Source organism: Cryobacterium psychrotolerans (assembly GCF_900101115.1).
In the GTDB taxonomy this organism is placed as follows: domain Bacteria; phylum Actinomycetota; class Actinomycetes; order Actinomycetales; family Microbacteriaceae; genus Cryobacterium; species Cryobacterium psychrotolerans.
The window spans coordinates 161,392-187,357 of sequence record NZ_FNFU01000002.1 but is presented as its reverse complement, the minus strand read 5'-3'; the positions used below and the strand labels follow the sequence as shown (position 1 = coordinate 187,357).

Here is a 25,966-nt window from a genome sequence, read left to right as displayed (position 1 = left end):
CCGCTGAGTTGCGGACAAAGTACCTTCGTTGGGGCCATGAGGGTACTTTGTCCGCATCTCAACGCGAAGGCGCCTGCCAGGCTAGGCGGACCCCTCGGAGCTTTCCCTCAGCAGCACCTGCACGGGCAGGCGCAGCGAGATGGGCGGCTGGTCGCGCTTGTCGAGCCGGCTGAGCATCGCCCGGACCGCTGCCCGGCCGAGGTCGACCATCGGCTGGTGCACGGTGGTCAGCCGAGGCGTCGACTGCCGGCCGGCCTCGATCCCGTCGAAACCGGTCACGATGACATCCTCCGGCACGCGGATGCCGCGCCGTCGCAGCACGTCGAGCACACCGAGGGCCATCTGGTCGTTGGAGCACACCACGGCGCGGGGCAACTCGCCAGCCGCCACCAGACCTTCGGCGATGGAGCGCGCCTGCATCCGCGAGAAGTCTCCGCGCAGCATCGGGAGGGCGGCGGGGTCGATGTCCCGGGCGGCCAGGGCCTGGACGAATCCCTCGTACCGCTCCGCGTCATCCGGGGAATCGACCGGGCCGCCGATGAAGACGGGAGCCCGCACGCCGTGCCGGTCGATCAGGTGTTCGGTCAGGGTGCGCATGCCTTCGACGTTGCTGACGCTCACATGGTCGAAGTTGTCGCCGCGGCGGGGGCCGGCGACGAGCACGATGGGTATCCTCCGGGAGATATGGTCGAGCAGCGCGTCGGGGACGCTTCGGGCGAGCACCGCCATCCCGTCGACGCGGCCGGCGATGTCGCTGACCATCTCCTCCGGGTTCGTCCCGCGGCCGACGCCCACCAGGAGCGCGAAGCCGCGGCGCCAGGCCTCGAGCTCACTCCCCCGCAGCACCTCGTCGAAGTACAGGTTGGGCGGGCGCACCTCACCCGAGTCGGGCATGTCGACGATGACGTTCACCGGCTCCGACTGGTTGAACTCGGCCTCGTCCAGCTCCTCCATCGCGTCGAACCCGGGGAAGTACAGGCCGAGCACTCCCGTGCGCCGGGCCGCGAGGCTTCGGGCGCTGGCGCTCGGCACGTAGCCGAGCTCCCGCACCGTGGCCAGGACGTGCTCGCGTGTGGATGCGCGTACATCATCGGGACGACGAAGCACCCGGGAGACCGTCGCAATCGACACGCCCGCATGCGCGGCGACGTCGTAGACGGTGGGCGGCTTCATCGGGCCCCGTTTCCTTTCGCCGAGCCGGAGCGGCGGGATGCGACCCGCCTGGCCCGGCGCGACAGGCCGTGCACGGTCGCCTGGAATTCGTTCGGGCTCAGCGGCCTGCCCGGCAGCTTCGGGCGGTCACGGGCGGGTTCGCGCAGGCCGTCGAGCACGATCCCGAGCTGGCGCCGCCACTGGCCGGCATAGCCGTCGCCGAGCGAGCCGAGTGAGCCGACCAGCGTCACGAGCAGGGCCAGGTCGACGGTCTCGACGTCGGCGCGAAGCTCCCCGTCGCGCTTGGCCTGGGCGACGAGCGACGCGATGAACTTGCCGAATTCGGCGGCGGGCTGCGCGGACGGGTCGACCGCGGCCATCCGCTTGAGGATGTGCGGCAGCGAGGGGTCGGCGACGAGCCACTCGGCGACGCGCTCCGCATAGACGACGACGCCGTCCCACGCGCTCGGCGCGGCAACGACTTCCTCGCGGACGGTCTCCAGCTGGGCGAGGGCGATGTCGTAGAGGGCGCGCACGAGGTCGTCCCTGGTCGGGAAGTTACGGTACAGCGTGGCCACGCCGACGTCGGAGCGGCGGGCGATCTCCTCGAGGGACGCGTCGACGCCGTTCTGGGCGATCATCGCCCGCGCCTCGGTGATCAGCCGGTCCCGGTTTTGCCTGGCGTCGCGGCGCCTCGGCAGGGTCCCCTCCTGCGGGCCGCGTGAGGAAGAAGTCATGGCCCCGAGTCTAGGACCACTGGGACCCAATTCACGGAGGGAATCCTCCGCCCAGGCGTCTCGCGGGCGCTGAGTTGCATGGGAAGCTCGTAACACTGAGAATTCAGACAATGGAACCTGGCATCGTGGCCACAAGCTCGCCCGGTTCGGAAAGGGAAATCCCCATGCCGGTTGAGCACAATACCCGCGAGTTCGATCCGGAGATCGTGACCGATTTCCGGGACAAGATGAGCTACGGCTCCTACCTCGCCCTCGACACGCTGCTCAGCGCGCAGAAGCCCGTCAGCACTCCCGAGCACCACGACGAGCTCCTCTTCATCATCCAGCACCAGACGACCGAGCTGTGGCTTAAGCTCGTGCTGCACGAGCTCCGGGCGGCGACCGAGTTCCTCCGCACCGACCAGCTCGCCCCTGCGCTCAAGGCGATCGCCCGGGTCAAGCACATCCAGCGCACGCTGACCGAGCAGTGGTCGGTTCTGGCCACGCTCACCCCGACCGAATACGCCCAGTTCCGCGGGTTCCTCGGCAACTCCTCCGGCTTCCAGTCCTACCAGTACCGCGCGGTCGAGTTCGCGCTCGGCAACAAGAACCGCCGCATGCTCAGCGTCTTCGACAGCGACCCGGATGCGCACGCCCTGCTCAGCGAGGTGCTTGACGCCCCGAGCATCTACGACGAGTTCCTCCGCTACCTGCACCGCGCCGGCCACGACATCCCGGCCGCCGTGCTCGAGCGCGATGTCACCGAGGCCTGGGAGCTGCACCCGGAACTCGTGCAGGTCTTCCGCCGCATCTACGAGAACGCCACGGAGCACTGGGCCGCCTACGAGGCGTGCGAGGAACTCGTCGACCTCGAGGACAACTTCCAGCTCTGGCGCTTCCGCCACCTCAAGACCGTGCAGCGCATCATCGGCATGAAGTCGGGAACCGGCGGATCGAGCGGCGCGGCCTTCCTGCGGAAGGCGCTGGAACTGACCTTCTTCCCGGAGCTCTTCGCCGTGCGCACGGAGGTCGGAACGTGAGCGGCACCGTGCTCCCCTGGTTCCTCGACGCCCACGTGCACCTGGCACTGATCGACCCCTCCGCCCTCGCCGCCGGCGGGATCGCCCGGGTCGTCGACCTGGGCGGCTGGACGCCGGAGCCCGGCGGCACCGCGGCGAGCGGGACCGGCTCTTCGCCGCTCGCAGTCGCCCACGCCGGCCAGTTCCTCGCCGCTCCCGGCGGCTACCCGGGCGCCCAGTCCTGGGCTCCGGCCGGCAGCGTCTGCGAGGTGGCGACGGCGGAGGATGCCGCCGCGGCCGTCGACCGCCAGCTGGCGGGAGGGGCATCCGTGATCAAGGTCACCCTCAACTCGGTGGCCGGCCCCGTGCTCGGCACCGACGTGCTCGCGGCGATCATCGCCCGGGCCCACGAGCGCTCCACGCCGGTCGTCGCCCACGCAGAGGGGGTCGGCCAGGCCGTGCGCGCCTTCATCGCCGGCGTCGACGTACTGGCGCACACCCCGTTCAGCGAGCGCCTCGTGGACGAACTCGTCGACGCGATGGCCGGGCAGATGACCTGGATCAGCACCCTGGACATCCACGGCTGGGGCGAGCCCACCGACGACTTCGCCCGCGCCTCCGACAACCTGCGCCGCTTCCACGCGCATGGCGGACGGGTGCTCTACGGCACCGACCTCGGCAACGGACCGCTGCCGCTCGGGCTCAACCGCCGCGAAATCGACGCGCTGCTTCGCATCGGGATGTCGCCGGACGAGGTGCTCGGTGCCCTCACCTCCGCCTTCCCCGCCGCCGGCTCGGCGAGCGCGAACGCGCACGGCACCGTTAGCGTTATACCCGGCGAGCGCCCGACCGATCCGGCCGGATTCGCCGAATGGGTGTGCACCGCACGCGCGCTCAGCCGCTCCGAGCTCGAGGAATACGTATGACCCCCAGCACCACCCCCGTCGTCGGCGGCGGCCTGGACGCCCACATCGCGTTCGCCCGGCGGATGGACCGCATCGACGGGCTCGCGCACTACCGGGCCAGGTTCGTCGGCACCGAGGCCGGCTCCGACCCGGACGGGCCGCAGCCTGACCCCGTGGCCTACCTGGACGGCAACTCGCTCGGCCGGCCCACACTGGCCGGCGTGGAGCGGATCACCGAGTTCCTGACCGGCGCCTGGGCCACCCGCCTGATCCGAGGCTGGGACGAGGAGTGGATGGAGCTGCCGCTCACCATCGGCGACGACCTCGGCCGCGCCGCGCTCGGCGCCGCTGGCGGGCAGGTCTTCATCGGCGATTCCACCACGGTACTGCTCTACAAGCTCGCCCGTGCCGCCGTGGACTCGCGCCCCGGCCGCACCGAGATCGTGCTCGACAGCGACAACTTCCCCACCGACCGCTACGTGCTCGAGGGCATCGCCGCCGAGCGCGGACTCACCCTCCGCTGGCTGCGCCCCGACCCGGCCGGCGGCGTCACCGTCGAGCAGGTGCGCCGCGCCGTCGGCCCGCAGACCTCGCTTGTGCTGCTCAGCCATGTCGCCTACCGCTCCGGCTTCCTCGCCGACATGCGCGAGATCACGCAGGTCGCCCATGCCGAGGGAGCCCTGGTGCTCTGGGACCTCAGCCACTCCGTCGGGTCCGTCCCGGTCGAGCTCGACCTGTGCGACGTCGACCTGGCCGTCGGCTGCTCCTACAAGTACCTCAGCGGCGGTCCGGGCGCTCCCGCGTTCGGCTACGTGCGCAGCGACCTGCAGGACGTGCTCACCCAGCCGATCCAGGGCTGGATGGGCACGAAGGATGTCTTCACGATGGGCCCGGGGTACGTGCCGGCCACCGGCATCCGCCGTTTCATGAGCGGCACGCCGGCCGTCGTCGGCATGCTCGCGATGCAGGACACCATCGCGATGATCGAGGAAGCCGGGATGGAGCAGCTACGGGCGAAATCCGTGGCCCTGACCGAATTCGCCCTGACCCTCGTCGACGCCTGGCTGGTGCCGCTGGGCGTGACCGTGGCGTCGCCGCGCGAGCATACCCACCGCGGGGGGCACCTCACCGTGAACCACCCGGCGATGCGCCAGGTCACGAAGACGCTCTGGGAGCACGACGTGATCCCCGACTTCCGCGCGCCCGACGGCCTGCGGATCGGCCTGTCGCCGCTGAGTACGAGCTTCGTCGAAACCTACGAGGGCGTCGCGGCGATTCGGGACGTGCTGCGGGGCATCCTGCTCGGCCAGAGCGGGCTCACCGCAGAAGCGTGACCGGCCGGGACAGGCCGGCCGGGGACGGCCTGTAGAATTGGGGAGTCCGCCCCCCGACGCCTCCGGAGTGAGCCCCATGCCAACCATCGTCGTAGAAGTTATGCCCAAGGCCGAGCTGCTTGACCCCCAGGGAAAAGCCGTCGCCGGCGCCCTCGGTCGGCTTGGTAAGACCCGTTTCTCCGGCGTGCGCGTCGGCAAGCGGTTCGAGATCACCGTCGCCGGTCATGTTGATGACGCCGTGCTCGCCGAGGTGCAGGAACTCGCCGACAGCGTGCTCTCCAACTCGGTGATCGAGGACGTCGTCGGCATCCACGTGCTGGAGGCGCCCGCCGGAGAGACGCACTGATGCGCATCGGCGTCGTCACCTTCCCGGGCTCGCTCGACGACCGGGACGCCCAGCGCGCGATCCGGCTCGCCGGCGCCGAGCCGGTCGCCCTCTGGCACGGCGAGCACGACCTGCACGGCGTCGACGCGCTCGTCCTGCCGGGCGGATTCAGCTACGGCGACTACCTGCGCGCCGGCGCGATCGCGAGCCTCTCGCCGATCATGGCCGAGGTCATCGACGCCGCGAACAAGGGGATGCCGGTGCTCGGCATCTGCAACGGCTTCCAGATGCTCGCCGAGGCGCACCTGCTCGAGGGCGGGCTGATCCGCAACGACCACGGCCGGTTCATCTGCCGGGACCAGAAGCTGCGCATCGAGAACAACGCCACCGACTGGACCGGCAGCTTCGAGGCCGGCCAGGAGATCACCATCCCGCTCAAGAACGGCGAGGGCGGCTTCACGGCCTCGGCCGACGCGATCGCCCGCCTCGAGGGCGAAGGTCGCGTCGTCGCGCGCTACCTCGAGGTCAACCCGAACGGCTCGCTGAACGACATCGCCGGCGTGTCGAACGCCCGCGGGAACGTCGTGGGCCTGATGCCGCACCCCGAGCACGCCGTCGAGCCCGGCTTCGGCCCCGACACCGCCGACGCAATGCGTTCCGGCGTCGACGGGCTCACGTTCTTCGCCTCCGCGATCGAACGGGCGCTGGTCTCGCGCTAGCGGGCCTGGTTCGCCGAGCTTGCCTGTTCCGGTCGGCTTTGGCCGGCAGACCAGGCAAGCTCGACCGCATCCGTCAAACTCGACGCGCACGGCCCCGAGGCGTCGAAGTTCGCCGATTGCGCCGAGAATCGCCGGTCTAACGGCGACTCTCGGCAGGAACGGCGACTCTCGGCGGAACGCGCCGCGGGCGCTAGACGGCGCCCGACTCGGCCCAGAGGTTGATGGCCAGGTCGACGGCGTGCTCGTCGATGGCGGCGAGCTCGTCGGCGTCGAAGGCCAGGTTCGCGAGGGCCGCGACGTTGGTCTCCAGCTGCGCCACGGATGACGCGCCGACCAGCGCGGAGGTGACTGCGCCTCCGCGCAGGGCCCAGGCCAGGGCGAGCTGCGCGAGCGACTGCCCGCGGCCCGCCGCGATCTCGGTGAGCGCGCGGATGTGGCCGAGCGTCTCCTCGTTGATCATGCTGTCGCTCATCGAACCCGCCGAAGCCGCGCGGGAGCCCTGGGGCACCCCGGTCAGGTACCGGTCGGTCAGCAGGCCCTGCGCCAGCGGCGAGAACGCGATGCAGCCGGCGCCCAGGTCGGCGAGGGTATCGAGCAGCTCGCCTTCGATCCACCGGTTGAACATCGAATACGACGGCTGGTGGATGAGCAGCGGGGTGCCGAGGTCGGCCAGGATCGCGGCCGCCTGCCGGGTGCGCTCCGGCGAGTAAGACGAGATGCCGGCGTAGAGCGCCCGGCCGCTGGTGACCGCGGTGTGCAGCGCGCCCATGGTCTCTTCCAGCGGAGTGTCGGGGTCGGCGCGGTGCGAGTAGAAGATGTCGACGTAGTCGAGGCCCATCCGGTCCAGGGACTGGTCGAGGCTGGACAGCAGGTACTTGCGTGAGCCGAAGTTGCCGTACGGCCCCGGCCACATGTCGTAGCCGGCCTTGGTGGAGATGATCAGCTCGTCGCGGTGGGCGGTGAAGTCCTCACGGAAGATCCGGCCGAAGTTCGTCTCGGCGCTGCCGTAGGGCGGGCCGTAGTTGTTGGCCAGGTCGAAGTGCGTGATTCCGAGGTCGAAGGCGCGGCGCAGGATCGCGCGCTGCGTGTCGATCGGCCTGTCATGGCCGAAGTTCTGCCACAGGCCGAGGGAAATCGCGGGGAGCTGGAGGCCGCTCCGACCGGATCGCCGGTACGGCATGGACTCGTATCTGCTGTCAGAGGGCGCATAGGTCATGCCTCAATGCTGGCAGACCCGAGCCGCCGCCGCAGCCAGATGACGACGGCCCGCCATCGCCATCGCCATCGCCATCGCCTGAGCTTCGCACGTCCAATCGCTGCACGCGCGGCGTGCCTGCCGGGGCGCTACTTCGCCTCCACCCGGGTGTCCACGGGGACGGCGGCAGGAGCCGTGGCCTCCCGGGCGCGACGCCTGTTGTTGATGAACGAGTACGCGAGGAACACCGCGAGGATCCCAAAGATGGTCGCCGAGATCGGATCGGTAATGAAGATGTCGAAGCTTCCGCCGGAGATGAGCATCGACTGACGAAACGACCGCTCGAGAATCGGCCCGAGGATGAAGGCGAGGACGAGTGGTCCCGCGTCGAAACCGGTCTTGATCATGATCCAGCCGAAGACGCCGAAGATCAACACCACCCACATGTCGAAGGGATTGTTGTTGATCGAGTACACGCCCACCATGACCACCATGAGGGCGAAGGTCGCGAGGATGCCCGTTCGAACGCGCAGCATTTGAATGAAAATGCCGATCAGTGGGATGTTGAGAATCAACAGCATCACGTTGCCGACATACATCGACGCGATGACGCCCCAGAAGATGTCCGGGCGGTCCTCGATCAGCGAGGGGCCGGGTGTGATCCCCTGCAGCAACAACGCCCCGTAAAGCATCGCGAGCACAACGTTCGAGGGAATGCCGAGGATCAGGAGCGGTATGAAAGCGGATGTCGACGAGGCGTTGTTCGCCGTCTCCGGACCCGCAACCCCCTCAATCGCTCCCTTCCCGAACCTCGACGGGTCTTTCGCGCGCCGTTTCTCGAGCGCATAGGAGGCGAGGGAGGAAATGACGCCGCCGCCACCGGGCAGAACCCCGATCACGAAGCCGAGCAGTGAGCCGCGGGCGATGGCGCCGGAGGAGTCGCGAAAGTCCTTGCGCGATGGCCAGATATTCCTGATCTTCGTCGTGATCGCCTGCGCTTTCTCGGTGCGCTCGAGGCTGTGCAGCAGCTGGCCGACGCCGAACAGTCCCATGGCGATCGCCACAAAGTCCAGCCCGCCGAGCAGCGACGGGATGCCGAAGGTGAAGCGTGCCGTTCCCGTGATCGGGTCCTGGCCCACGGTCGAGAGCAGCAGGCCGATCGCGGCCATGCACAGGCTCTTCATGGTGGACCCCGTGCCCAGGGACGTGACGAGGAAGAGCCCCAGCACCATGATGGCCACGTAGGAGGCCGGCCCCACGGCCACGGCGACCTTCGCCAGCACGGGGGCCAGGAAGGTGAGGCCGATGATGGCCACGGTACCGCCGATGAAGCTGCCGATCGCGCTGATTCCGAGTGCGGGCCCGGCCCGGCCCTGCTTGGTCATCTGGTAGCCGTCAAAGGTCGTGACGACGGATGCCGCCTCCCCCGGGATGCGCAGCAGAACCGAGGTGATCGTGCCGCCATACATGGAGCCGTAGTAGATGCCCGCGAGCATGATCACGGCACTCGTGGCATCCATCGTGTAGGTGATCGGCAGCAGGAGAGCGATCGTGGCCGTCGGGCCGAGACCCGGCAGCACGCCGATGGCTGTGCCGATGACCACGCCCACGAAGACGAACAGGAGGTTCATGGGGTCGAAGGCAACGGAGAAGCCGAGGCCCAGATTGTTCAAGACGTCCATGTCACATTCCGATCAGTCGGGTGATGGTGCCCACGACGATGTCGTCGGGAAAGGGGACACCGAGCAGAACGGCGAAGCCCACGTAGAAGACGGCGGTGCCGCCGACGGCAAGTACGAGGGCAAGGCGCCAGGACTCCTCGCCGAACGCTCGCAACCAGAGCAGGAGCAGGAGGACGGAGGGAACGACGAAGCCGATCGCCTCAAACAGCAGGATGAAGACGACGAGGCTCAGCACGCCCCCTGCGAGCATGGTCGTGCGCCTGGTCCATTTCTCGTAGGCTTCCGTGTCGGGAACGATCGCGAGGATGCCCGCCGCGATCGTGGCCGCGACGGAAACCACGAACGGCCAGAGCCCGGGGCCGGGGCTGTTGAGTTCGCCGAGCGTGAGGCGCCAGGATCCGATCACGGCAGCGATCCCCGTCGCAAGCAACACGAGCGGGACGAGGCGGTAGCGGCCCGCATGGCGGCCGGGCGTTGCGGCCGGATCGGCCTCAGTACCCTGGGGTGCCTCGAGCTTGATGGCACTCATTTTTGTCCGAGGATGGGTTCGTAGAGGTCCTGCATGTCGGCGAAGATCTCGTCGAGGGCCCCGGCGCCGCTGAACTGCTCCGGTATGAACATCTCGCCCACCTGTTTGATCACGGCCGGGTCGGCCGAACAGGTCTGGAGTTCGGCCTCGAGGGTGGATACGACAGCGTCGGGCAGGCCCTTCGGTCCGACAACGCCGAAGACCGACACGGCATTGACGAGCTCAGGGAATCCCTGTTCGGCCAGGGTCGGCACATCGGGGTACCAGCCCGCCCGTTCCGGGCTGCTCACGGCGAGCGGTACGAACGACCCCTCATCGATACGCGACTGCACGTCCTGGTGGTCGGTGATGAAGAGCGCGTCGACGTGACCGCCGAGCAGGCTCGTTGTCATCTCGGCGTTGCCGACGGCGGGAACGGCGGTGACCTCGATGTCATATTCGTCGCTCAGTCGCTTCAACTCGATGGCCGCGGAGGTCGTTGCCCCGGGGATGGCGACGCTGAGCTTGCCCGGGTGCTTTTCGGCCGCGGCGAAGAACTCGTCGGCGCTCTCGTAGGGGGAATCCTCACCGACCACGAGCACGGTGGGCATCTGCGCCATCACGCCGACCGAGGTGAAGTCTTCGATGCCGTAGTTGAGCTTGTTGATCATGGGGTTCATGACGAGCGGACCGTTCGTGCCCAGGGTCAGGGTGTAGCCGTCCGGTTTGGCACTCGACACCTCCTGCATGGCCAGGCCCCCGCTGGCCCCGGGCTGGTTCTCGATCACGAAGGGCTGCCCGAGACCCTTCTCGAGGCAGGAGGCGAAGGCCAGGGCCGTCACGGTGGAGGGACCGCCGGCGGCGAACGGCACCACGAAGGTGACCGGTTTCGACGGGTAGTCGGCTTCTGCAGCCTGGGAGCCGGCGGCACTGCAGCCGACGAGGCCCATCATGGCCAGTCCGGCGAGTGCGGGCAGGAATACAACGGTGTTCTTCTTCAAAGCTGACCTCATTGTCATCTGTTTTGCGCCTCATGGTGGGGTGATTCTCACCAGCCCATTTCACTGTCGCAGAAACTTAATTACATCTCCAATACTATTTCGCGGGCGTATTGATACCCCAGCCACATGAAAGCGGCGGGCGGCTCAGACCCGTTCGAGCAGCATCGCCGTGCCCTGGCCGAGCCCCACGCACATCGTTGCCAGGCCCCGGCGGGCACCCTCGCGCTCCATGCGGCCCATCAGGGTGATGGCGATGCGCGAGCCCGATGAGCCGAGCGGATGCCCGAGAGCGATTGCCCCGCCGTCCCTGTTCACGATCTGCGGGTCGAGCCCGAGGCGGCGGATGCAGGCAAGCGCCTGCACCGCAAACGCCTCGTTCAGCTCGATCGCCCCCACGTCCCCAACCGACCACCCCGCGCGGCCGAGCACCTTGCGGGTGGCCGGTACGGGGCCGATGCCCATGATCCGCGGGGGCACCCCGGCCGACGCCCCGTCGACGATGCGTGCCCGTGGCTGCAGGCCCAGTCGTTCGATGGCCCGGCCGCTGGCCACGATTACGGCGGAGGCGCCGTCGTTGAGCGTGCTGGAGTTGCCCGCCGTGACGATCCCGCCGGGCCTCACGACCGAGCGCAGGCCCGCCAGCGCCTCGAGGGTGGTTTCGCGCCTCGGACCCTCGTCGTGCTCCACGAGACCCCCTTTCGTGGCCACCGCAACGATTTCGGCCGCGAAGCGGCCGCCGTCGATGGCAGCGAGAGAACGCTCATGCGAGCCCAGGGAAAAGGCATCCGCGTCGTCGCGCGAGATCTTGTCGACCCCCGCGAGTTCCTCGGCCGTCTCGGGCATCGACAGGGTGCTGGTGGACGGAAATCTGGGGTTGATGAAACGTGCTCCGATGCTCGTGTCGGCGATCTCGCCCGGGCGCCCGAATGCCTTCTCGGGTTTAGCGAGCACCCAGGGAGCCCTGGACATGGATTCCACGCCGCCGGCCACGACGATGTCGGCGGCGCCGCTCTTGATCATCTGGGAGGCCAGGATGATGGCGCTCAGGCCGGAGGCACACAGACGGTTGACCGTGAGCCCGGGGATCTCGTCGGGAAAGCCGGCCAGCAGGCTCGCGAGGCGCGCCACATTGCGGCTGTCTTCGCCGGACTGGTTGGCGTTGCCGAGGATCACCTCGTCAATGGCGGCCGGATCGATGCCGGTGCGCTGCACGAGCTCGCCGAGAACCAGCGCCGCCAGGTCATCGGGTCGGATGCCCGACAGGGCTCCGCCATAACGACCCACGGGGGTGCGCACCCCGCCCACGAGAAACGCCTCGGCCATCAGCGCGCACCGCCGTTGATGTAGAGGGTCTGGCCGGAGACGTAGGAGGAATCGTCGCTCGCGAAGAAGGCGATCGCGGCGGCGACCTCCTCTGCAGCGCCCACCCGGCCGAGCGGGGTGCGGTCGGCGACCACCTGCTGGTGGTCCTCCGTGGTGCTTCCCACCCGCTCGGCCGTGGCCGCCGTCATGGCCGTGGCGATATAGCCGGGTGCCACGGCATTCACGGTGATGTTGAACGGGCCGAGCTCGAGCGCGAGGGTGGCAGTCAGACCCTGGATCGCCGCCTTGGCCGCCGCATAGTTCGCCTGCCCCCTGTTGCCGAGGGCCGAGCGGCTGCTCAGGCTCACGATCTTGCCGTACCGCGCCGGCACCATGAATCTCTGGGCCGCCTGGGCGCACAGGAACGCGCTCGTGAGGTTGGTCACGAGCACAGAGTCCCAGTCGGCACGCCCCATTTTGAAGAAGAGGTTGTCGCGCGTGATCCCGGCGTTGTTCACGAGGATGTCGAGGCGGCCAGCCGTTGCGAACACCTCGTCGAACGCCTCGGAAACCCTGAGCTCGTCGGTGACGTCGCAGACGAGGCCGCGGGCAGACCCGCCGGCCGCGACGACCGCGTCAGTCGAGGAGATCTCCTCGGCCGTGGCCGCCGCGCGGTCCCCGTTGAGGTCGAGGATGGCCACCTGCGCGCCTTCTGCCGCCAGGCGCAAGGCCGTGGCCGCACCGATGCCCTGGGCTCCGCCGGTGATCACGGCGACCCTGTTGCTCAGCCTGTTCATTGAATCTCCCTTGATCATTCGTTCTGGTTGTGTGGTCGCGGGCCGCGGGCTCACGCGAACGCGGAAATTCCGGTGATGTCGCGGCCGATCAGCAGCGATTGGATGGAGTCCGTGCCCTCGTAGGTGTGCACGACCTCCATGTCGGTGAGGTGCCTGGCCACGTGGTTCTCCAGCAGCAACCCATTGCCGCCGAGGATGTCGCGGGCCTCCTGGCAGATCCAGCGCCCCTTCTGGGCGGTGTGCATTTTGGCGACGGAAGCCATGGCGCCGGTCATCTTGCCCTGGTCGGACAGGGCGGCCAGGCGAAAGCAGATCAGGTGCATCGCGGTGAGTTCGGCAAGCATGTTGGCGAGCTTGTTCTGCACGAGTTGGTAGCTCGCGATGGGCTTGCCGAACTGCACCCGGTCACGGGCATACGTCACGGCGGCCTCGTAGGCGGCGATGCCGTGCCCGAGGGCCTCCCAGGAGGCCCCGCCCCGGGTGGAATTGAGCACTCGAACGGCGTCCTTGAAGGAATTGCCTTCGACCAGCTTGTTCTCGGCGGGAATGCGAAGGTTGGTGATCGTGATTTCCGGCTGCAGAATCGCCCGCTTGCCGATTTTGCCCGTGATGACGGTCGCTTCGTAGCCATCCGGGAACGACCCGTCTGCGTTCTTCTCCATCACGAACGCCTTCACGTGCCCGTCGGACTCGTCGCGGGCCCAGATGACGACGACGTCGGCAAAGCTGGCATTGCCGATCCAGCGTTTGGCTCCGTTGAGCACGTAGTGCGCGCCATCGCGGCGGGCGCTCGTTTCGAGGGCCACCGAGTCGGATCCGTGCCCCGGCTCCGTGAGCCCGAACGCACCCACTAGGTCGAGCGCAGCCAGGCCGGGCAGCCAGCGCTGTTTTTGCTCCGTGCTGCCGAGCATGTTGATGGTACCCATCGTGAGGCCGGTCTGCACGCCGATGAAGGTATTGATCGACCCGTCGGCGCGGGACATTTCGAGGGACACCATTCCCGCTCCCAGCCGGCTCATGCCGGGGCATCCGTACCCCTCGATCGTGCCGCCCACGATGCCGAGCCTGGCGATCTTCGGCACCAGTTCGAAGGGGAACGCGGCCCGGTCCCAGTAGTCGTTGATGATGGGAAGCACTTCGGCGTCGGCGAAGGCACGCACTTTCAGCCGGATGGCCCGTTCCTCGTCGCTCAGGAAGTCGTCGACCAGGTAATAGTCGCTGTTGATCTCTCGGGTGGTCATGTGATGCCTTTCTGTGGCTACTGCTGCGGCGCTGTTTCGGCGATGAACCAGCGTGCGAGGGAGCGGCGCTCCCCGGCTTCGAGCACGCGTGCGGCGCCGTCGGTGGGGCGCACGGGAACCATCACCGTCGAGGCGTCCAGGACCGGGTGGCCCGCCTGAACCCCCGAATAGTGCAGGGTGTAGGACTTGGACCCCACCCGGGAGACCCACACGTCGATCTCGACGGGAGGACCGAATTCGATCGGACGGCGAAAGCTGAGCTGCAGCGCCGCCACGACCGTTGAGGCGTCGACGTTGTCGACATCCGCCATAGCGTGCGCCCTCCACTGCAGCCTGGCTTCCTCGAGCAGCGTCGCCACCCGGGCATTGTTGACGTGTCCGTTCCGGTCCTGGTCGCTCCAGCGCACACCGACGGCGGCGCGGAACGGATCAGTCAACGAGTTGCTCCTCGCGTGTGGCAAGCCAGGAACGCACGAGCGCGGAGCTCTCGTTGAGCTGCGGCGGCGCAAGGTCGTAGGTCACCGGGGTCTGGGAGAACTTCACCGGATGCCGCACCGTGGGAATGCGGCGATCCCCGGTTCCGGCCAGCACGACCGGCTCCAGACCGAGCTTTTCCGCGAGCTCGATGCCACCCTTCACGTCCTGGATGGGCGCACAGGGCAGGCCCAGTTCGGAGAGCAACTCGAACCACTCCGCCGCCGAGCGCCGGGCCAGCTCGTGCTGGAGAATCTCACGCAGCGCGCCGCGGTTCGCGTTGCGTTGCTGCGGCGAACTGAAGCGGACATCCGTCGCCGTCTCGGCGATATCGAGCGCCATGCACAACCTGGTGAATTGAGGGTTGTTGCCCGCGGCGATGATGAGCATGCCGTCGCCGGTGGGCATCGGCTCATACGGGTAGAGGCTCGGGTGCTCGTTGCCCATGCGGGTGGGGATGACGCCGCCCGTGACGTAGGCGGCCGACTGGTTGACCATTCCGGAGAGCGCGGAGGAGAGCAGGTTGAGTTCCACCAGCTGGCCACTCCCGGTGAGGTCCTTGTGGTGCAGGGCGCCCAGGATGCCCATGGCCGCGTGGAGTCCGGTGATCACGTCGAACATGGCCAGACCCGCGCGGTAGGGCTCGGTGTCCTGTCCGCCGGTGAGGCTCATCATGCCGGAGACGGCCTGCACGAGCAGGTCATACCCGGGCAGCCCCGCCCCCGCTCCGGTACCGAAACCGGTGATCGAGGCGTAGATCACCTCGGGATTGCGGGCGATGACCGAGTCGTAGTCGAGGAGGAAGCGTTCGAGTCCGCCGGGTTTGAAGTTCTCCACCAGGATGTCTGCCCTGGCGGAGAGCTCATGCGCCACCTCGAGGTCGGCCGCATCGTTCAGGTCGAGCACAATCGAGTGCTTGTTGCGGTTGACCGAGAGATAGAAGGTGGCCTCGTCGTCGCGCACCGGCGGAATCCAGCCTCGGGTGTCGTCGCCCTGCGGGCTCTCCACCTTGATGACCGTGGCGCCCATGTCGGCAAGCAGCATGGTGCAGTACGGACCGGCGAGCACGCGGCTGAAGTCCGCCACGACGATGCCGCTCAGCGGCCCGCTGCCCGGTCGACCGAAAATACTGTGCAGCCTCGTTGCTGCGCCAGATTCATCCATTGAATGGCTCCCTCTTCGTCTGTCGTGTCTCCACTGTCGCAAGGGGATTACTGCACGTCCAATATCAATTGCGCCAGTGATTGATACCTCAGCAGCAATAATGCATAAGTGCTTGACACTTTCATGCGCCCTTGGCAATAGTGGAGGCATGGAAATCCAGCAGATTCGAGCCTTCCTGGCGGTGGCCGAGGAACTGCATTTCGGCCGGGCGGCCGAGAAGCTCTTCATCGCGCAACCCCCGCTGAGCCGGGCCATCCAGAACCTGGAGCGCGAACTGGGAACGCTGCTCTTCGCGCGCAGCACTCGCTCCGTGCGGCTCACGCCGGCCGGAGAGGCACTCGTGCGGCCGGCCAGGGATATCCTCGACGGCGTACGGCGGGCCGGGATCGCCGTGGCTTCGGCAGGCAAGGGCGAGACGGGACGGGTGCGGGTTGCCTTCGCCGGGGCTTCCTCGCACGTGATGGTGGGCAAGCTCGCCAAACTCGTTCGGGAAACGCATCCGGGAATCGACTTCGAGCTCTACAGCTCCAACTTCGCGATCCCGGCCCTCGACAAGGTGATCAACAAGGAGATGGAGATCGGCCTGGGGCGGTGGAACTTCATCCCGGCGGGAATCGAGCACCGCGTGATCGCCTACGAAAACCTGGTTATCGCGATCCACTCCAGTCATCCGCTCGCCGATCGGAAATCGGTCTCCATGGCCGATCTCGTCGGTGAACCCTTCGTGACTCTCCCGCAGGACCCCGGAGCGATCCTGCGTGACCACCTGTTTCGATTGGCAAGCACGGCCGGCTTCGTGCCCTCCATCGTGCAGGTCGCTCCCGACACGTGGACCCTGGTCTCACTCGTCGCCGCCGAGATCGGCATTGCGCTCACCGTCTCCACCGTGGCCGAGAACGTCTACTATCCCGGCGTGATCTTCCTCCCGCTCGAGGACGACACGGAGCCCATCCTGCTGCAGCTCGTGTGGCGCAGCGACAATGACAGCCCCGCGCTGCGGGAGGTTTTGAGGCTCTCGGAACGAGTGCTCCCGACACCCGCGGTGGCGCCTGGTGCCGCGATTCATACCGAATAGAGAACAAATTGCCGAGGGATTTGGTATTGGATCGAAAATAGATTTGCTGGCACAGTCGATACCGTGCAGCTGGTCACCCAGCGCGCCAACCCGGCAAAGGAGCCACTCATATGCCCGCGACCACCTCGGATGTCCTGAACCTCGATGGGCTGCTGAGCGCAGCGGAACTCGAACTGCGTGACACGGTTCGACGCTTCGTGCAGGACAGCATCAAGCCGCACATCTCGGACTGGTACGAATCGGCGCACTTTCCGCTCGACATCGTGCAGCAAATGGGAGCGCTCGGGCTCCTCGGCATGCACCTGACGGGCTACGGCTGCCCGGGCCGGTCAAGCGTGGAATACGGCCTCGCCGCCATGGAACTCGAAGCCGGGGACTCCGGCCTGCGCACCTTCGTGAGCGTGCAGGGGTCCCTCGCCATGAGCAGCATCCACAAGTGGGGCTCCGAGGAGCAGAAGACCCGGTTCCTGCCCGAGATGGCGGCCGGCCGGCTGATCGGATGCTTCGGACTCACCGAGCCGACCGCAGGCTCCGACCCGTCGAGCATGGCCACGACCGCCCGCCGTGATGGGGACGGCGGCTGGATACTCGCCGGCTCCAAGCGGTGGATCGGCCTCGCCTCCGTTGCCGACATCGCAATCATCTGGGCGATGACGGAAGACGGCGTGCGCGGTTTCATAGTGCCCACCGACGCTCCGGGCTTCACGGCCACCCCAATCGAGTCGAAGCTCTCGATGCGCGCCTCCATCCAATGCGACATTCTGCTCGAGGATGTTCGCCTTCCGGACGCCGCCCTGCTGCCGGGCGCCCGGGGACTAAGAGGACCGTTCGCTTGCCTGAATGAGGCCCGCTACGGCATCATCTGGGGCGCGATGGGCGCGGCCAGGGACAGCTACGAGGTGGCGCTGGCCTATTCCCTTGACCGCCTTCAGTTCGACAAGCCCCTCGCCGCGTACCAGATCACGCAGCTCAAGCTCGTGAACATGCTGCTTGAGATCCAGAAGGGCACCCTGCTCGCCATCCACACCGGCCGCATGAAGGACGCCGGCGTCCTCGAGCCGGTGCAGATTTCCTTGGGCAAGCTCAACAACGTGCGTGAGGCCCTCGACGTCTGCCGGGAGGCCCGCTCCATCCTCGGTGGCAACGGCATCACGCTGGACTACTCGCCGCTGCGCCACGCGAACAACCTGGAGTCCGTGCGCACCTACGAGGGCACCGACGAGGTGCACACCCTCATTCTCGGCAGCCACATCACCGGCATTCCGGCATTCCGGTAGGCGGGCAGCGATCATGAAGGAGACTCGCAAATACCTCGTGGTTCCCGCAGCAGCCGTCGGGCTGTCGCTCGTGCTGTCCGGGTGCCTGGCCGGCGCGGCCGGCGGCACCACGGCCAACTACCCGTCGAAGGCCGTCACGGTGCTGATGCCGTACGCGGCCGGCGGCCCCTCCGACCTCACGGCGCGGGCCCTCTCGTCCTGCCTCGGCGACAGCCTCGGCCAGACCTTCGTGGTGGAGAACAAGGCGGGAGGCAGCGGAGCAGTGGCAATGCAGGAACTGGCGAGCGCAAAGCCCGACGGCCACACCCTCGGCCTCGGAACGGCGGGCACGCTCGTGATGACCCCACTCGTCAACGAGCTGGCCTATTCGCTGGACGACTTCACCCCGCTCGGCGTCATGGCGGAGAACCCCACCCTCATCGTCGTGGGAGACGAGTCCCCCTACGAGAGTGCGAAGGAGTTCTTCGCCGCTGCGGAGAAGCACCCCGGAACACTCACGGTCGGCGTGCCCGGAGCGACCAGCCCGGCCGCGATTGAACTGCAGCGCCTCAGGAACGAGTACGGAGTCGACGTTGTGGCCGTGCCGGCATCCGGAAATGCGGAGATGACCACCAGCCTGCTCGGCGGACACGTCGACGCGTTGTTCATCAACGATCACCCCGACGTCAATTCACGCATCGACGAGGGAACGTTCCGTCCGCTGGCCGCGACAACCTCCGAGCGATTGCGCTGGCTCCCAGAGCTGCCGACGCTGACCGAGCTCGGCTACACCGACCTCGTCAATGCGACATCCGTTTTCGGGTTGTTCGCTCCGAAAGACCTGCCGACGCCCATCATTGAGGATCTCGAGAGCGCCCTCGAGGCCTGCATGACCGACTCCGCCGTGCTCGAACAGCTCGGGGAGAACCTCGTACCGGAGGAGTTCCGTGACGGGGCGGCCCTCGGCGAGAGCCTGGCCGAGATCCAGGCCCTGTACCGACCGATCCTGGAGCGCTGACCCGTGCGCGAAATTCACGGCCTCACCCAGCTCACCGCGCTCGTCGGCGAGGAGCTCGGCGTCAGCGAGTGGCACACCGTGACACAAGACCAGGTGCAGGCTTTCGCCGATGCAACCGGCGACCAACAGTGGATTCACGTTGATCCCGTTGCGGCCGCCGCCGGACCGTTCGGCCTGACGGTGGCTCACGGGTACCTGACGCTCTCCATGATTCCGTTTCTGGCGAAGCAGGTGTACCAGGTCGCCGGACTGCGGATGGTCGTGAACTACGGGCTCAACAAGGTGAGGTTCCCGAACCCCGTTCCGGTGGGCTCCCGGGTGCGCGACCGGCTCACGCTCCTGTCCGTGACCGGGTCGGAACGGGGCCACCAGGCCGTCATTCGCCACCGGATAGAGATCGATGCGCCTGGCCGGCCCGCCTGCGTGGCCGAGACGGTGTCACTCCTGGTCGAATAGTCCGGCCGCCAAGACGGGCCGACACCCGCGCCGGGACGTCTGCGGCTCAAAGCTCAAACGGGGCCGGCGGGAGCGAGACTCAAACTTTCGGCGGATGCCAGGCCCGGCATCCGGTGCGAGGATGGGATCTCACCCTCCCCCTCATTTGGAGTGATGCCCCCGTGTCTCCGCGCCTGTTCTACCGCACCATCGCCATCGCCGAGGCGGTGACCTGGACGCTCCTGCTCACGGGCATGCTGCTCAAGTACGTGCTGCTGCCCGGCGAAACGGGCGACCTGGCCCTGCGGGTCGGCGGCACCCTGCACGGCCTCGTCTTCATCGCCTACGGCATGACCGCGGTGCTCGTGGGTGTCAACCAGCGCTGGAGCCTGCGGCTGATGGTCGCGGCGGTCATCACCGCAATCGTCCCGTACGCCACGATCCCGTTCGACCGTCTGCTGGAGCGTCGCCGCAAGCTCGACGGCGACTGGCGCAGCACGGCGACCAGCGACCCGCGGGACCACACCTGGCTGAGCGTGCTCCTGCGCTGGATGCTGAACCGTCCGGTTCTGCTCGGCACGGTCTTCGTGGTCGGCCTCGTGACGATCATGGCGACCCTGCTGATCATCGGCCCTCCCGGAGGCAGGGCATGACGGCGACGCCCACAGGAGGCGCCAGTGGCGGGGAGGTAGCCTGACCGGACGCTCAATCCGAGCGCCGTGTCAAAGGAGACCATTCGTGTTCACGAGCCCGTATCCCGACGTCGACATCCCCGACCTCAGCATCTTCGACTATCTCTTCGGAGAGATCGAAGACACCGACCTCGATCGTGTCGCCGTCGTCGACGGGGCAACCGGAGCCGCCACCAGTTACCGCACCCTGATTGACCAGATCAACCGGATCGCCGGCGCCCTCGCGGCCCGCGGAGTCGCGCCCGGCACGGTCGTCGGGCTGCTCTGCCCGAACATTCCGGCCTTCGCGAGCGTGTTCCACGGGATCCTCCGCGCCGGGGGGACCGTCACGACCATCAACTCGCTGTACACGCCGCAAGAGATCCAGCGCCAGCTCGAGGACTCGGGGGCGGAGCTGCTCCTGACGGTGTCACCGCTGCTCGGCGGGGCCCGTTCGGCGGCGAGGTCCGCCGGCATCGACGACGAGCGGGTGATCGTGCTCGACGGCGCGGCGGGGCATCCGTCGCTCGCCGACTTGCTGGCCCAGGGAGCGGATGCCCCGCGCGTGTCGTTCGACCCGGCCACCCACGTTGCCGTGCTCCCGTATTCCTCCGGCACGACGGGCCGGCCGAAGGGCGTGCGGCTCAGCCACCGCAATCTCGTGGCCAATGTGCAGCAGGCGCGCGACCTGATCGGCGTCGTCCAGGACGACCGGGTGCTCGCGCTGCTGCCGTTCTTCCACATCTACGGCATGACGGTGCTGCTCAACCTGGCGTTCAAGCAGCGCGCCGCGTTGGTGACCATGGCGAAGTTCGATTTCGCCGAATTCCTGCGGATCATCCAGGACCAGCGCTGCAGCTACGTGTTCATCGCGCCGCCGATCGCCGTGGCCATCGCGAAGCATCCGCTCGTCGAGTCGTACGACCTCACCAGCGTGCACACGGTGCTCTCCGGCGCCGCGCCGCTGAGCGGCGAGCTGGCCGCCGCGGTGTCGACCCGTCTTGGCTGCCGGGTGCTGCAGGGCTACGGGATGACCGAGGCCAGCCCGGTGTCGCACCTGATCCCGATCGACGCGCCGCAGCTCTCCCGCGCCTCGGTGGGGGTGACGGTGCCCAACATGCAGTGCCGGCTCGTCTCCACCGAGACGGGCGAGGAGATCCCCGTGCCCGCCGACGGGGTGAGCGAGCCGGGCGAGCTGCTCGTGCGCGGGCCGAACGTCATGCTCGGCTACCTGAACAACGACGACGCCACCCTCGACACCATCGACGCGGAGGGATTCCTGCACACCGGGGACATCGCCACGGTCGGCGCGGGCGGCGAGGTCACCATCGTCGACCGCAGCAAGGAGCTGATCAAGTACAAGGGCTACCAGATCGCCCCGGCCGAGCTGGAGGCGCTGCTGCTCACCCACCCGCACATCAGCGACGCCGCCGTGATCGGGGTGATGGATGCCGATGGCCAGGAAATCCCGAAGGCGTTCGTCGTCGTCGTGGCCGAGGCATCCGTGCACGGAGACCATGTGATCGCGTTCGTGGCCGACCGGGTTGCGCCGCACAAGAAGGTGCGCCTGGTCGAGTTCATCGACGTGATTCCGAAGTCCTCGTCCGGGAAGATCCTGCGCAAGGACCTGCGTGTGCGGCACGCGGAAGCGGCGGCCACGGCCGCCGAAGTGACACGGAGGCTCGGCAGGTAGACTTGCCGGGTCAAACATCCGTTAGCCCTGGGAGAACGCCACTCGTGACCGCTGTTTCCACCACCCCCTCCCGCGGCGTCGCCGACACCGTTTCGAACGCCCTCGCGACGCCGGAGAAGGACCAGCCGTTCGACGCGCTGGGCCTGACCCCCGGTGAGTACCAGGAGATCCGCGAGATCCTCGGCCGCCGCCCCACCAGCGGCGAACTGGCCATGTACTCGGTCATGTGGAGCGAGCACTGCTCGTACAAGAGCTCCAAGATCTACCTGCGCCAGTTCGGCGAAAAGGTCTCCCCCGCCATGAAGAAGAACCTCATGGTCGGCATGGGCGAGAACGCCGGCGTGCTGGATGTCGGCGAGGGCTGGGCGGTCACCTTCAAGATCGAATCGCACAACCACCCCTCCTACATCGAACCGTTTCAGGGCGCGGCCACCGGCGTCGGCGGCATCGTGCGCGACATCATCTCGATGGGCGCCCGACCGGTCGCCGTGATGGACGCCCTCCGCTTCGGTGACATCGACGACCCCGACACCGCCCGCGTCGTGCACGGCGTCGTCTCCGGCATCTCCTTCTACGGCAACTGCCTCGGCCTGCCCAACATCGGCGGCGAAACCTGGTTCGACAAGGTCTACCAGGGCAACCCGCTCGTCAACGCGCTCTCGGTCGGCGTGCTCCGCCACGAAGACCTGCACCTCGCCAACGCGACCGGGGCGGGCAACAAGGTCGTGCTCTTCGGGGCGCGCACCGGCGGCGACGGCATCGGCGGCGCATCCATCCTCGCCTCCGAAACGTTCAGCGAAGGCGGGCCGACGAAGCGCCCGGCCGTGCAGGTCGGCGACCCGTTCGCCGAGAAGGTGCTCATCGAGTGCTGCCTCGAGCTGTACCGCGACAAGCTGGTCGAGGGCATCCAGGACCTGGGCGCAGCGGGCATTTCTTGCGCGACCAGCGAGCTGGCGTCCAACGGCGACGGCGGCATGTACGTCGAACTCGACAAGGTGCTGCTGCGCGACCCGACCCTCACGGCCGAAGAGATCCTGATGAGCGAGAGCCAGGAACGGATGATGGCCATCGTCACGCCCGACAAGCTCGCCGGCTTCCTCGCGGTCACCGCGAAGTGGGATGTCGAAACCAGCGTTCTCGGCGAGGTCACCGACACCGGCCGGCTCATCATCGACTGGCACGGCGAAGAGATCGTCAACGTCGACCCGCGCACCGTCGCGGTCGACGGGCCGGTGTACGAGCGCCCCGTCGCCTATCCGAGCTGGATCGACGCGCTCCAGGCCGACACGGCATCCGCCCTGCCGCGCCCGACCGACGCCGCCTCGCTCGAGGAGCAGTTCCTGGCCCTGCTCGGCTCGCCGAACCTGGCCGACCCGAGCTGGATCACCGACCAGTACGACCGCTACGTGATGGGCAACACCGCCCTCTCCTTCCCCGACGACGGCGGCATGATCCGCATCGACGAGGAGACCGGGCTCGGCTTCGTCATCGCGACCGACGCGAACGGCCGTTACTGCCAGCTCGACCCGTACCGCGGCGCCCAGCTCGCCCTGGCCGAGGCCTACCGCAACGTGGCCGTGACCGGCGCGGTTCCGGCCGGCATCAGCGACTGCCTCAACTTCGGCTCCCCGGAGAACCCCGAGGTGATGTGGCAGTTCAAGCGGGCCGTCGAAGGCCTCGCCGACGGATGCCTGGAGCTCGAGATCCCCGTCACCGGCGGCAACGTGTCGTTCTACAACCAGACCGGCGACCAGCCGATCCACCCCACCCCCGTCGTCGCCGTGCTCGGCGTGATCGACGACGTCGCCCGCCGCGTGCCGAGCGGCTGGCAGGACGACGGACACAACATCTACCTCCTCGGCATCACCCGCGAGGAGCTCGACGGGTCCGCCTGGGCCGGCGTCATCCACGACCACCTGGGCGGGCTCCCGCCCGAGGTGGACCTCGGCCGCGAGGCCGCGTTGGCCGGGCTGCTGCACGCCGCCAGCCAGCAGGGACTCGTCGACAGCGCCCACGACCTCGGTGCAGGCGGGCTCGCCCAGTCCCTGGCCGAGGCGGTGCTCCGGTTCGGGGTCGGCGCCCGGGTCTGGCTCGGCGACATCTGCGAGCGCGACGGCGTGGACGCATCCGTAGCCCTGTTCTCGGAGTCGACCGGACGCGTGATCGTGTCGGTTCCCCGCGAAGACGACGTGAAGTTCCTCGGCCTCTGCGAGGGGCGGGGCTACCCGGTGCTGCGCATCGGCGTGACGGATGCCTCGGCGCCGGTCCTGGAGGTGCAGGACTACTTCACCGTGCCGCTCGCGGAGATGCAGTCCCGCCACCGCGGCACGCTCCCGTCCCGCTTCGCGTAGGGGTCTGGCTGCTCGAACGCCCCGTTTGTGGCGGTGAGTTGCGGACAAAGTACCGTGAGTTTCACAACGAAGGTACTTTCTCCGCGACTCAGCCGGGGACTCAGTCCTTCTGGACGGGAACCCGGGTCACCACGCCGCAGACGATGAACACGATCGCGGCGATGAACTGGGCGGAGACCCAGCCCTGGCCGTGCAGTTCAACCACGACGATCGGGTTCCAGAGCGCGGCGATCGGCACGAGCCCGAGCAGCCACCACCACGCCTTCGCCTGGATCACGAAGACGCAGAGGATCAGCGCGAGGATACTGACGATGTAGCGAATGACGATGAACCCGTCGACATCGAGCAGGGCGAGTCCGCCCAGGAGCGCCATCGCGCCGAGCAGCCCGGGCGCGAGCGCGGAGCGCGTGAACGTCGGCTCGGCGGGTGTTCCCATGGGACGTTTATCGGCGCGCATCCTCTCACCCTATCGAGGCCCCGCCCGCTCGCCGAACTGTGAGTTTGGCACCTTCCCGGGCCGCGCGAAGGTGCCAAACTCACAGTTCGGCGAGATGTGGTTGGGCGAGATCGGGTTGGGCGGACGGGGTTGGGTGGGGGCGGGGTCAGGCCGGGAAGGGGACGCCGAGGAGGGCTTCCGAGCGCGACCACAGCCGGGCCGCGATCGCGGCGTCGCGGGAGGTGCGAGTGGGTGCCTGCCGGGCCGGGCGGCCGCGGGTCAACCAGCGCGGGCCGTAGTACTGGCCGCCGACGGCATCCGGGTCGACCGCGGAGCGCACGATCGGCCACGCGCCCTGGTGCTTGCCCTGGGCGCCGATCGCGAGCGGCAGGCCGCCGATGACGCGCTTCCGGCGAGTCGGTTCGTTCACGCCCGGGATGCCGGAGGTCAGGCCCGAGATCGAGTAGCCGGGGTGCGCGACCATGGACTGCACCCCGGCCGGGCCGCCGACGCCGGACTCGCGCAGCCGCCGGTCGAGTTCGAAGCCGAACACCTGCATGGCAATTTTGGACTGCGCATAGGCCTTCCAGAGGTCGTAGCCGGTCTCGAGCTGCAGGTCGTCCAGCGCCGAATCCATCAGGCGGGAGATCATCGACCCCAGGGAGACGACCCGGCTGCCGGGCGTGCGCAGCAACGCCGGAAGCACCTGCGCGGTGAGCGCGAAGTGGCCGAGATAGTTGGTGGCGAAGACGAGCTCGTTGCCGTCAGGGCTGACCTGCCGGTCGCGCGGCGGATGCACGATCCCGGCGTTGAGGATGAGGCCGTCGATGCGCGGGAACTGGAGCAGCGATTCCGACGCCGAGCGCACCGATTCGAGGTCGGCAACGTCGAGGGTGATGGTCGACACGGATGCCCCCTGCACCCGGCCGCGCAGGGCCGCGAGGGCGGCATCCGCCCGGTCGGGATTGCGGCAGGCGAGCACGACGTGCGCGCCGGCGGCGGCGAGCTGCTCGCTCGTGAAATAGCCGAGGCCCGCGTTGGCGCCGGTGACGACGAACGTCTTCCCGGCCAGCGGGGGGAGCGTCCGGGGGTTCCAGCTCACGGAGCGGGGGTCGAGGCTGCCGAACCGCCGGCGGAGGAGTCGGTCCCGGCGATCTGCTCGTGGTGGTGAATGACCTCAGCGATGATGAAATTGAGGAACTTCTCGGCGAAGGCCGGGTCGAGCCTGGCGTCTTCGGCGAGGCCGCGCAGGCGCTGGATCTGCAGCAGTTCGCGGGCCGGGTCGGCCGGTGGCAACCCGTGCGCGGCCTTCAGCCGCCCCACCTGCTGCGTGAACTTGAACCGCTCGGCCAGCAGGTGGATCAGCGCGGCGTCAATGTTGTCGATGCTCTGGCGGATGCCCTGCAGCTCGTCGTTGCCGTTCTCCCCGGCGGGTTCGGGCAGATCTTCGTGTGCGGCCATACTTCGACGATAATGCACTCGGCCCGTCCCCCGGCC

Annotated in this window: 26 protein-coding genes; 12 read left to right on the top strand and 14 right to left on the bottom strand. The window is 68.1% G+C overall.

Features of this window, described 5'->3' with window-relative positions; all coding sequences use genetic code 11:
- Positions 1-81: 81 nt before the first annotated feature.
- Together BLQ39_RS02500 and BLQ39_RS02495 are read right to left on the bottom strand one after the other, a co-directional pair.
- The gene (locus tag BLQ39_RS02500) at positions 82-1,173 is read right to left on the bottom strand and encodes a LacI family DNA-binding transcriptional regulator (RefSeq protein ID WP_092321506.1); all 1,092 of its coding nucleotides are present in this window, start codon (positions 1,171-1,173) and stop codon (positions 82-84) included.
- The gene (locus BLQ39_RS02495; protein WP_092321505.1) at positions 1,170-1,889 is read right to left on the bottom strand and encodes a TetR/AcrR family transcriptional regulator; all 720 of its coding nucleotides are present in this window, start codon (positions 1,887-1,889) and stop codon (positions 1,170-1,172) included. Before BLQ39_RS02495 ends, BLQ39_RS02500 begins: the two co-directional genes overlap by 4 nt.
- Before the next feature lie 164 nt (positions 1,890-2,053).
- Between BLQ39_RS02495 and kynA the strand changes: the two genes are divergently transcribed.
- The 5 genes from kynA (at position 2,054) to purQ (ending at position 6,170) form a co-directional block, all read left to right on the top strand.
- The gene (gene kynA / locus BLQ39_RS02490; RefSeq protein ID WP_092321707.1) at positions 2,054-2,908 is read left to right on the top strand and encodes a tryptophan 2,3-dioxygenase; all 855 of its coding nucleotides are present in this window, start codon (positions 2,054-2,056) and stop codon (positions 2,906-2,908) included.
- Positions 2,905-3,813, top strand: coding sequence for an amidohydrolase family protein (locus BLQ39_RS02485; RefSeq protein WP_092321504.1), 909 nt, complete (start codon positions 2,905-2,907; stop codon positions 3,811-3,813). The genes kynA and BLQ39_RS02485 overlap by 4 nt, the downstream gene beginning before the upstream one ends.
- Positions 3,810-5,126: a kynureninase gene (locus BLQ39_RS02480; protein WP_092321503.1), complete on the top strand. Its 1,317-nt coding sequence runs from the start codon at positions 3,810-3,812 to the stop codon at positions 5,124-5,126. The genes BLQ39_RS02485 and BLQ39_RS02480 overlap by 4 nt, the downstream gene beginning before the upstream one ends.
- A gap of 76 nt (positions 5,127-5,202) precedes the next feature.
- Positions 5,203-5,472, top strand: a complete 270-nt coding sequence (gene purS / locus BLQ39_RS02475; RefSeq protein WP_092321502.1) for a phosphoribosylformylglycinamidine synthase subunit PurS — start codon at positions 5,203-5,205, stop codon at positions 5,470-5,472.
- Entirely contained in the window at positions 5,472-6,170 is a 699-nt protein-coding gene (gene purQ / locus BLQ39_RS02470) for a phosphoribosylformylglycinamidine synthase subunit PurQ (protein WP_092321501.1), read from the top strand. The genes purS and purQ overlap by 1 nt, the downstream gene beginning before the upstream one ends.
- 190 nt (positions 6,171-6,360) lie before the next feature.
- Here purQ and mgrA read toward each other — a convergent pair whose 3' ends face one another.
- The 9 genes from mgrA to BLQ39_RS02425 form a co-directional block, all read right to left on the bottom strand.
- Positions 6,361-7,386, bottom strand: a complete 1,026-nt coding sequence (gene mgrA, locus BLQ39_RS02465; protein ID WP_092321500.1) for an L-glyceraldehyde 3-phosphate reductase — start codon at positions 7,384-7,386, stop codon at positions 6,361-6,363.
- Between the two features lie 128 nt (positions 7,387-7,514).
- Positions 7,515-9,047, bottom strand: a complete 1,533-nt coding sequence (locus tag BLQ39_RS02460; protein WP_092321499.1) for a tripartite tricarboxylate transporter permease — start codon at positions 9,045-9,047, stop codon at positions 7,515-7,517.
- Position 9,048: 1 nt separating this feature from the next.
- Complete coding sequence (locus tag BLQ39_RS02455; protein ID WP_092321498.1) at positions 9,049-9,576, bottom strand: tripartite tricarboxylate transporter TctB family protein; 528 nt, start codon at positions 9,574-9,576, stop codon at positions 9,049-9,051.
- Positions 9,573-10,574, bottom strand: coding sequence for a tripartite tricarboxylate transporter substrate binding protein (locus BLQ39_RS02450; RefSeq protein ID WP_198417097.1), 1,002 nt, complete (start codon positions 10,572-10,574; stop codon positions 9,573-9,575). Before BLQ39_RS02450 ends, BLQ39_RS02455 begins: the two co-directional genes overlap by 4 nt.
- A gap of 126 nt (positions 10,575-10,700) precedes the next feature.
- On the bottom strand, positions 10,701-11,879 hold the full coding sequence (locus BLQ39_RS02445) for a thiolase family protein (protein WP_092321496.1): 1,179 nt from the start codon (positions 11,877-11,879) through the stop codon (positions 10,701-10,703).
- Positions 11,879-12,655: a 3-oxoacyl-ACP reductase FabG gene (fabG, locus tag BLQ39_RS02440; protein WP_092321706.1), complete on the bottom strand. Its 777-nt coding sequence runs from the start codon at positions 12,653-12,655 to the stop codon at positions 11,879-11,881. Before fabG ends, BLQ39_RS02445 begins: the two co-directional genes overlap by 1 nt.
- 50 nt (positions 12,656-12,705) lie before the next feature.
- Positions 12,706-13,896: an acyl-CoA dehydrogenase family protein gene (locus tag BLQ39_RS02435; RefSeq protein WP_092321495.1), complete on the bottom strand. Its 1,191-nt coding sequence runs from the start codon at positions 13,894-13,896 to the stop codon at positions 12,706-12,708.
- 17 nt (positions 13,897-13,913) lie between these two features.
- Positions 13,914-14,333 carry an acyl-CoA thioesterase gene (locus tag BLQ39_RS02430; protein WP_166784510.1) on the bottom strand — a complete coding sequence of 140 codons (420 nt, stop codon included), beginning with the start codon at positions 14,331-14,333 and terminating at the stop codon, positions 13,914-13,916.
- The gene (locus BLQ39_RS02425; protein WP_092321494.1) at positions 14,326-15,534 is read right to left on the bottom strand and encodes a CaiB/BaiF CoA transferase family protein; all 1,209 of its coding nucleotides are present in this window, start codon (positions 15,532-15,534) and stop codon (positions 14,326-14,328) included. The genes BLQ39_RS02430 and BLQ39_RS02425 overlap by 8 nt, the downstream gene beginning before the upstream one ends.
- A gap of 148 nt (positions 15,535-15,682) precedes the next feature.
- Here BLQ39_RS02425 and BLQ39_RS02420 point away from each other — a divergent pair, with 148 nt between their 5' ends.
- The 7 genes from BLQ39_RS02420 (at position 15,683) to purL (ending at position 24,033) form a co-directional block, all read left to right on the top strand.
- On the top strand, positions 15,683-16,609 hold the full coding sequence (locus tag BLQ39_RS02420; RefSeq protein ID WP_092321493.1) for a LysR substrate-binding domain-containing protein: 927 nt from the start codon (positions 15,683-15,685) through the stop codon (positions 16,607-16,609).
- Positions 16,610-16,719: 110 nt separating this feature from the next.
- Complete coding sequence (locus BLQ39_RS02415) at positions 16,720-17,886, top strand: acyl-CoA dehydrogenase family protein (protein ID WP_092321492.1); 1,167 nt, start codon at positions 16,720-16,722, stop codon at positions 17,884-17,886.
- A 13-nt stretch (positions 17,887-17,899) separates the two neighbouring features.
- On the top strand, positions 17,900-18,883 hold the full coding sequence (locus BLQ39_RS02410; RefSeq protein ID WP_092321491.1) for a Bug family tripartite tricarboxylate transporter substrate binding protein: 984 nt from the start codon (positions 17,900-17,902) through the stop codon (positions 18,881-18,883).
- Positions 18,884-18,886: 3 nt separating this feature from the next.
- Positions 18,887-19,339 carry a MaoC family dehydratase gene (locus BLQ39_RS02405; protein WP_092321490.1) on the top strand — a complete coding sequence of 151 codons (453 nt, stop codon included), beginning with the start codon at positions 18,887-18,889 and terminating at the stop codon, positions 19,337-19,339.
- 161 nt (positions 19,340-19,500) lie between these two features.
- Positions 19,501-19,971, top strand: coding sequence for a DUF3817 domain-containing protein (locus BLQ39_RS02400; RefSeq protein WP_092321489.1), 471 nt, complete (start codon positions 19,501-19,503; stop codon positions 19,969-19,971).
- Between the two features lie 85 nt (positions 19,972-20,056).
- Positions 20,057-21,682, top strand: coding sequence for an AMP-binding protein (locus BLQ39_RS02395; RefSeq protein WP_092321488.1), 1,626 nt, complete (start codon positions 20,057-20,059; stop codon positions 21,680-21,682).
- Positions 21,683-21,726: 44 nt separating this feature from the next.
- A complete protein-coding gene (purL, locus tag BLQ39_RS02390) occupies positions 21,727-24,033 on the top strand; it encodes a phosphoribosylformylglycinamidine synthase subunit PurL (protein WP_092321487.1) in 2,307 nt (768 codons plus the stop codon).
- 100 nt (positions 24,034-24,133) lie between these two features.
- On the opposite strand, the gene BLQ39_RS02385 is transcribed toward purL, so the two are convergent.
- The 3 genes from BLQ39_RS02385 to BLQ39_RS02375 all read right to left on the bottom strand — a co-directional run bounded on the left by BLQ39_RS02385 (position 24,134) and on the right by BLQ39_RS02375 (position 25,930).
- The gene (locus BLQ39_RS02385; RefSeq protein ID WP_092321486.1) at positions 24,134-24,469 is read right to left on the bottom strand and encodes a DUF6804 family protein; all 336 of its coding nucleotides are present in this window, start codon (positions 24,467-24,469) and stop codon (positions 24,134-24,136) included.
- Between the two features lie 166 nt (positions 24,470-24,635).
- Positions 24,636-25,571 carry an SDR family NAD(P)-dependent oxidoreductase gene (locus BLQ39_RS02380; RefSeq protein ID WP_092321485.1) on the bottom strand — a complete coding sequence of 312 codons (936 nt, stop codon included), beginning with the start codon at positions 25,569-25,571 and terminating at the stop codon, positions 24,636-24,638.
- The gene (locus tag BLQ39_RS02375; protein WP_092321484.1) at positions 25,568-25,930 is read right to left on the bottom strand and encodes a chorismate mutase; all 363 of its coding nucleotides are present in this window, start codon (positions 25,928-25,930) and stop codon (positions 25,568-25,570) included. Before BLQ39_RS02375 ends, BLQ39_RS02380 begins: the two co-directional genes overlap by 4 nt.
- Positions 25,931-25,966: the final 36 nt, after the last annotated feature.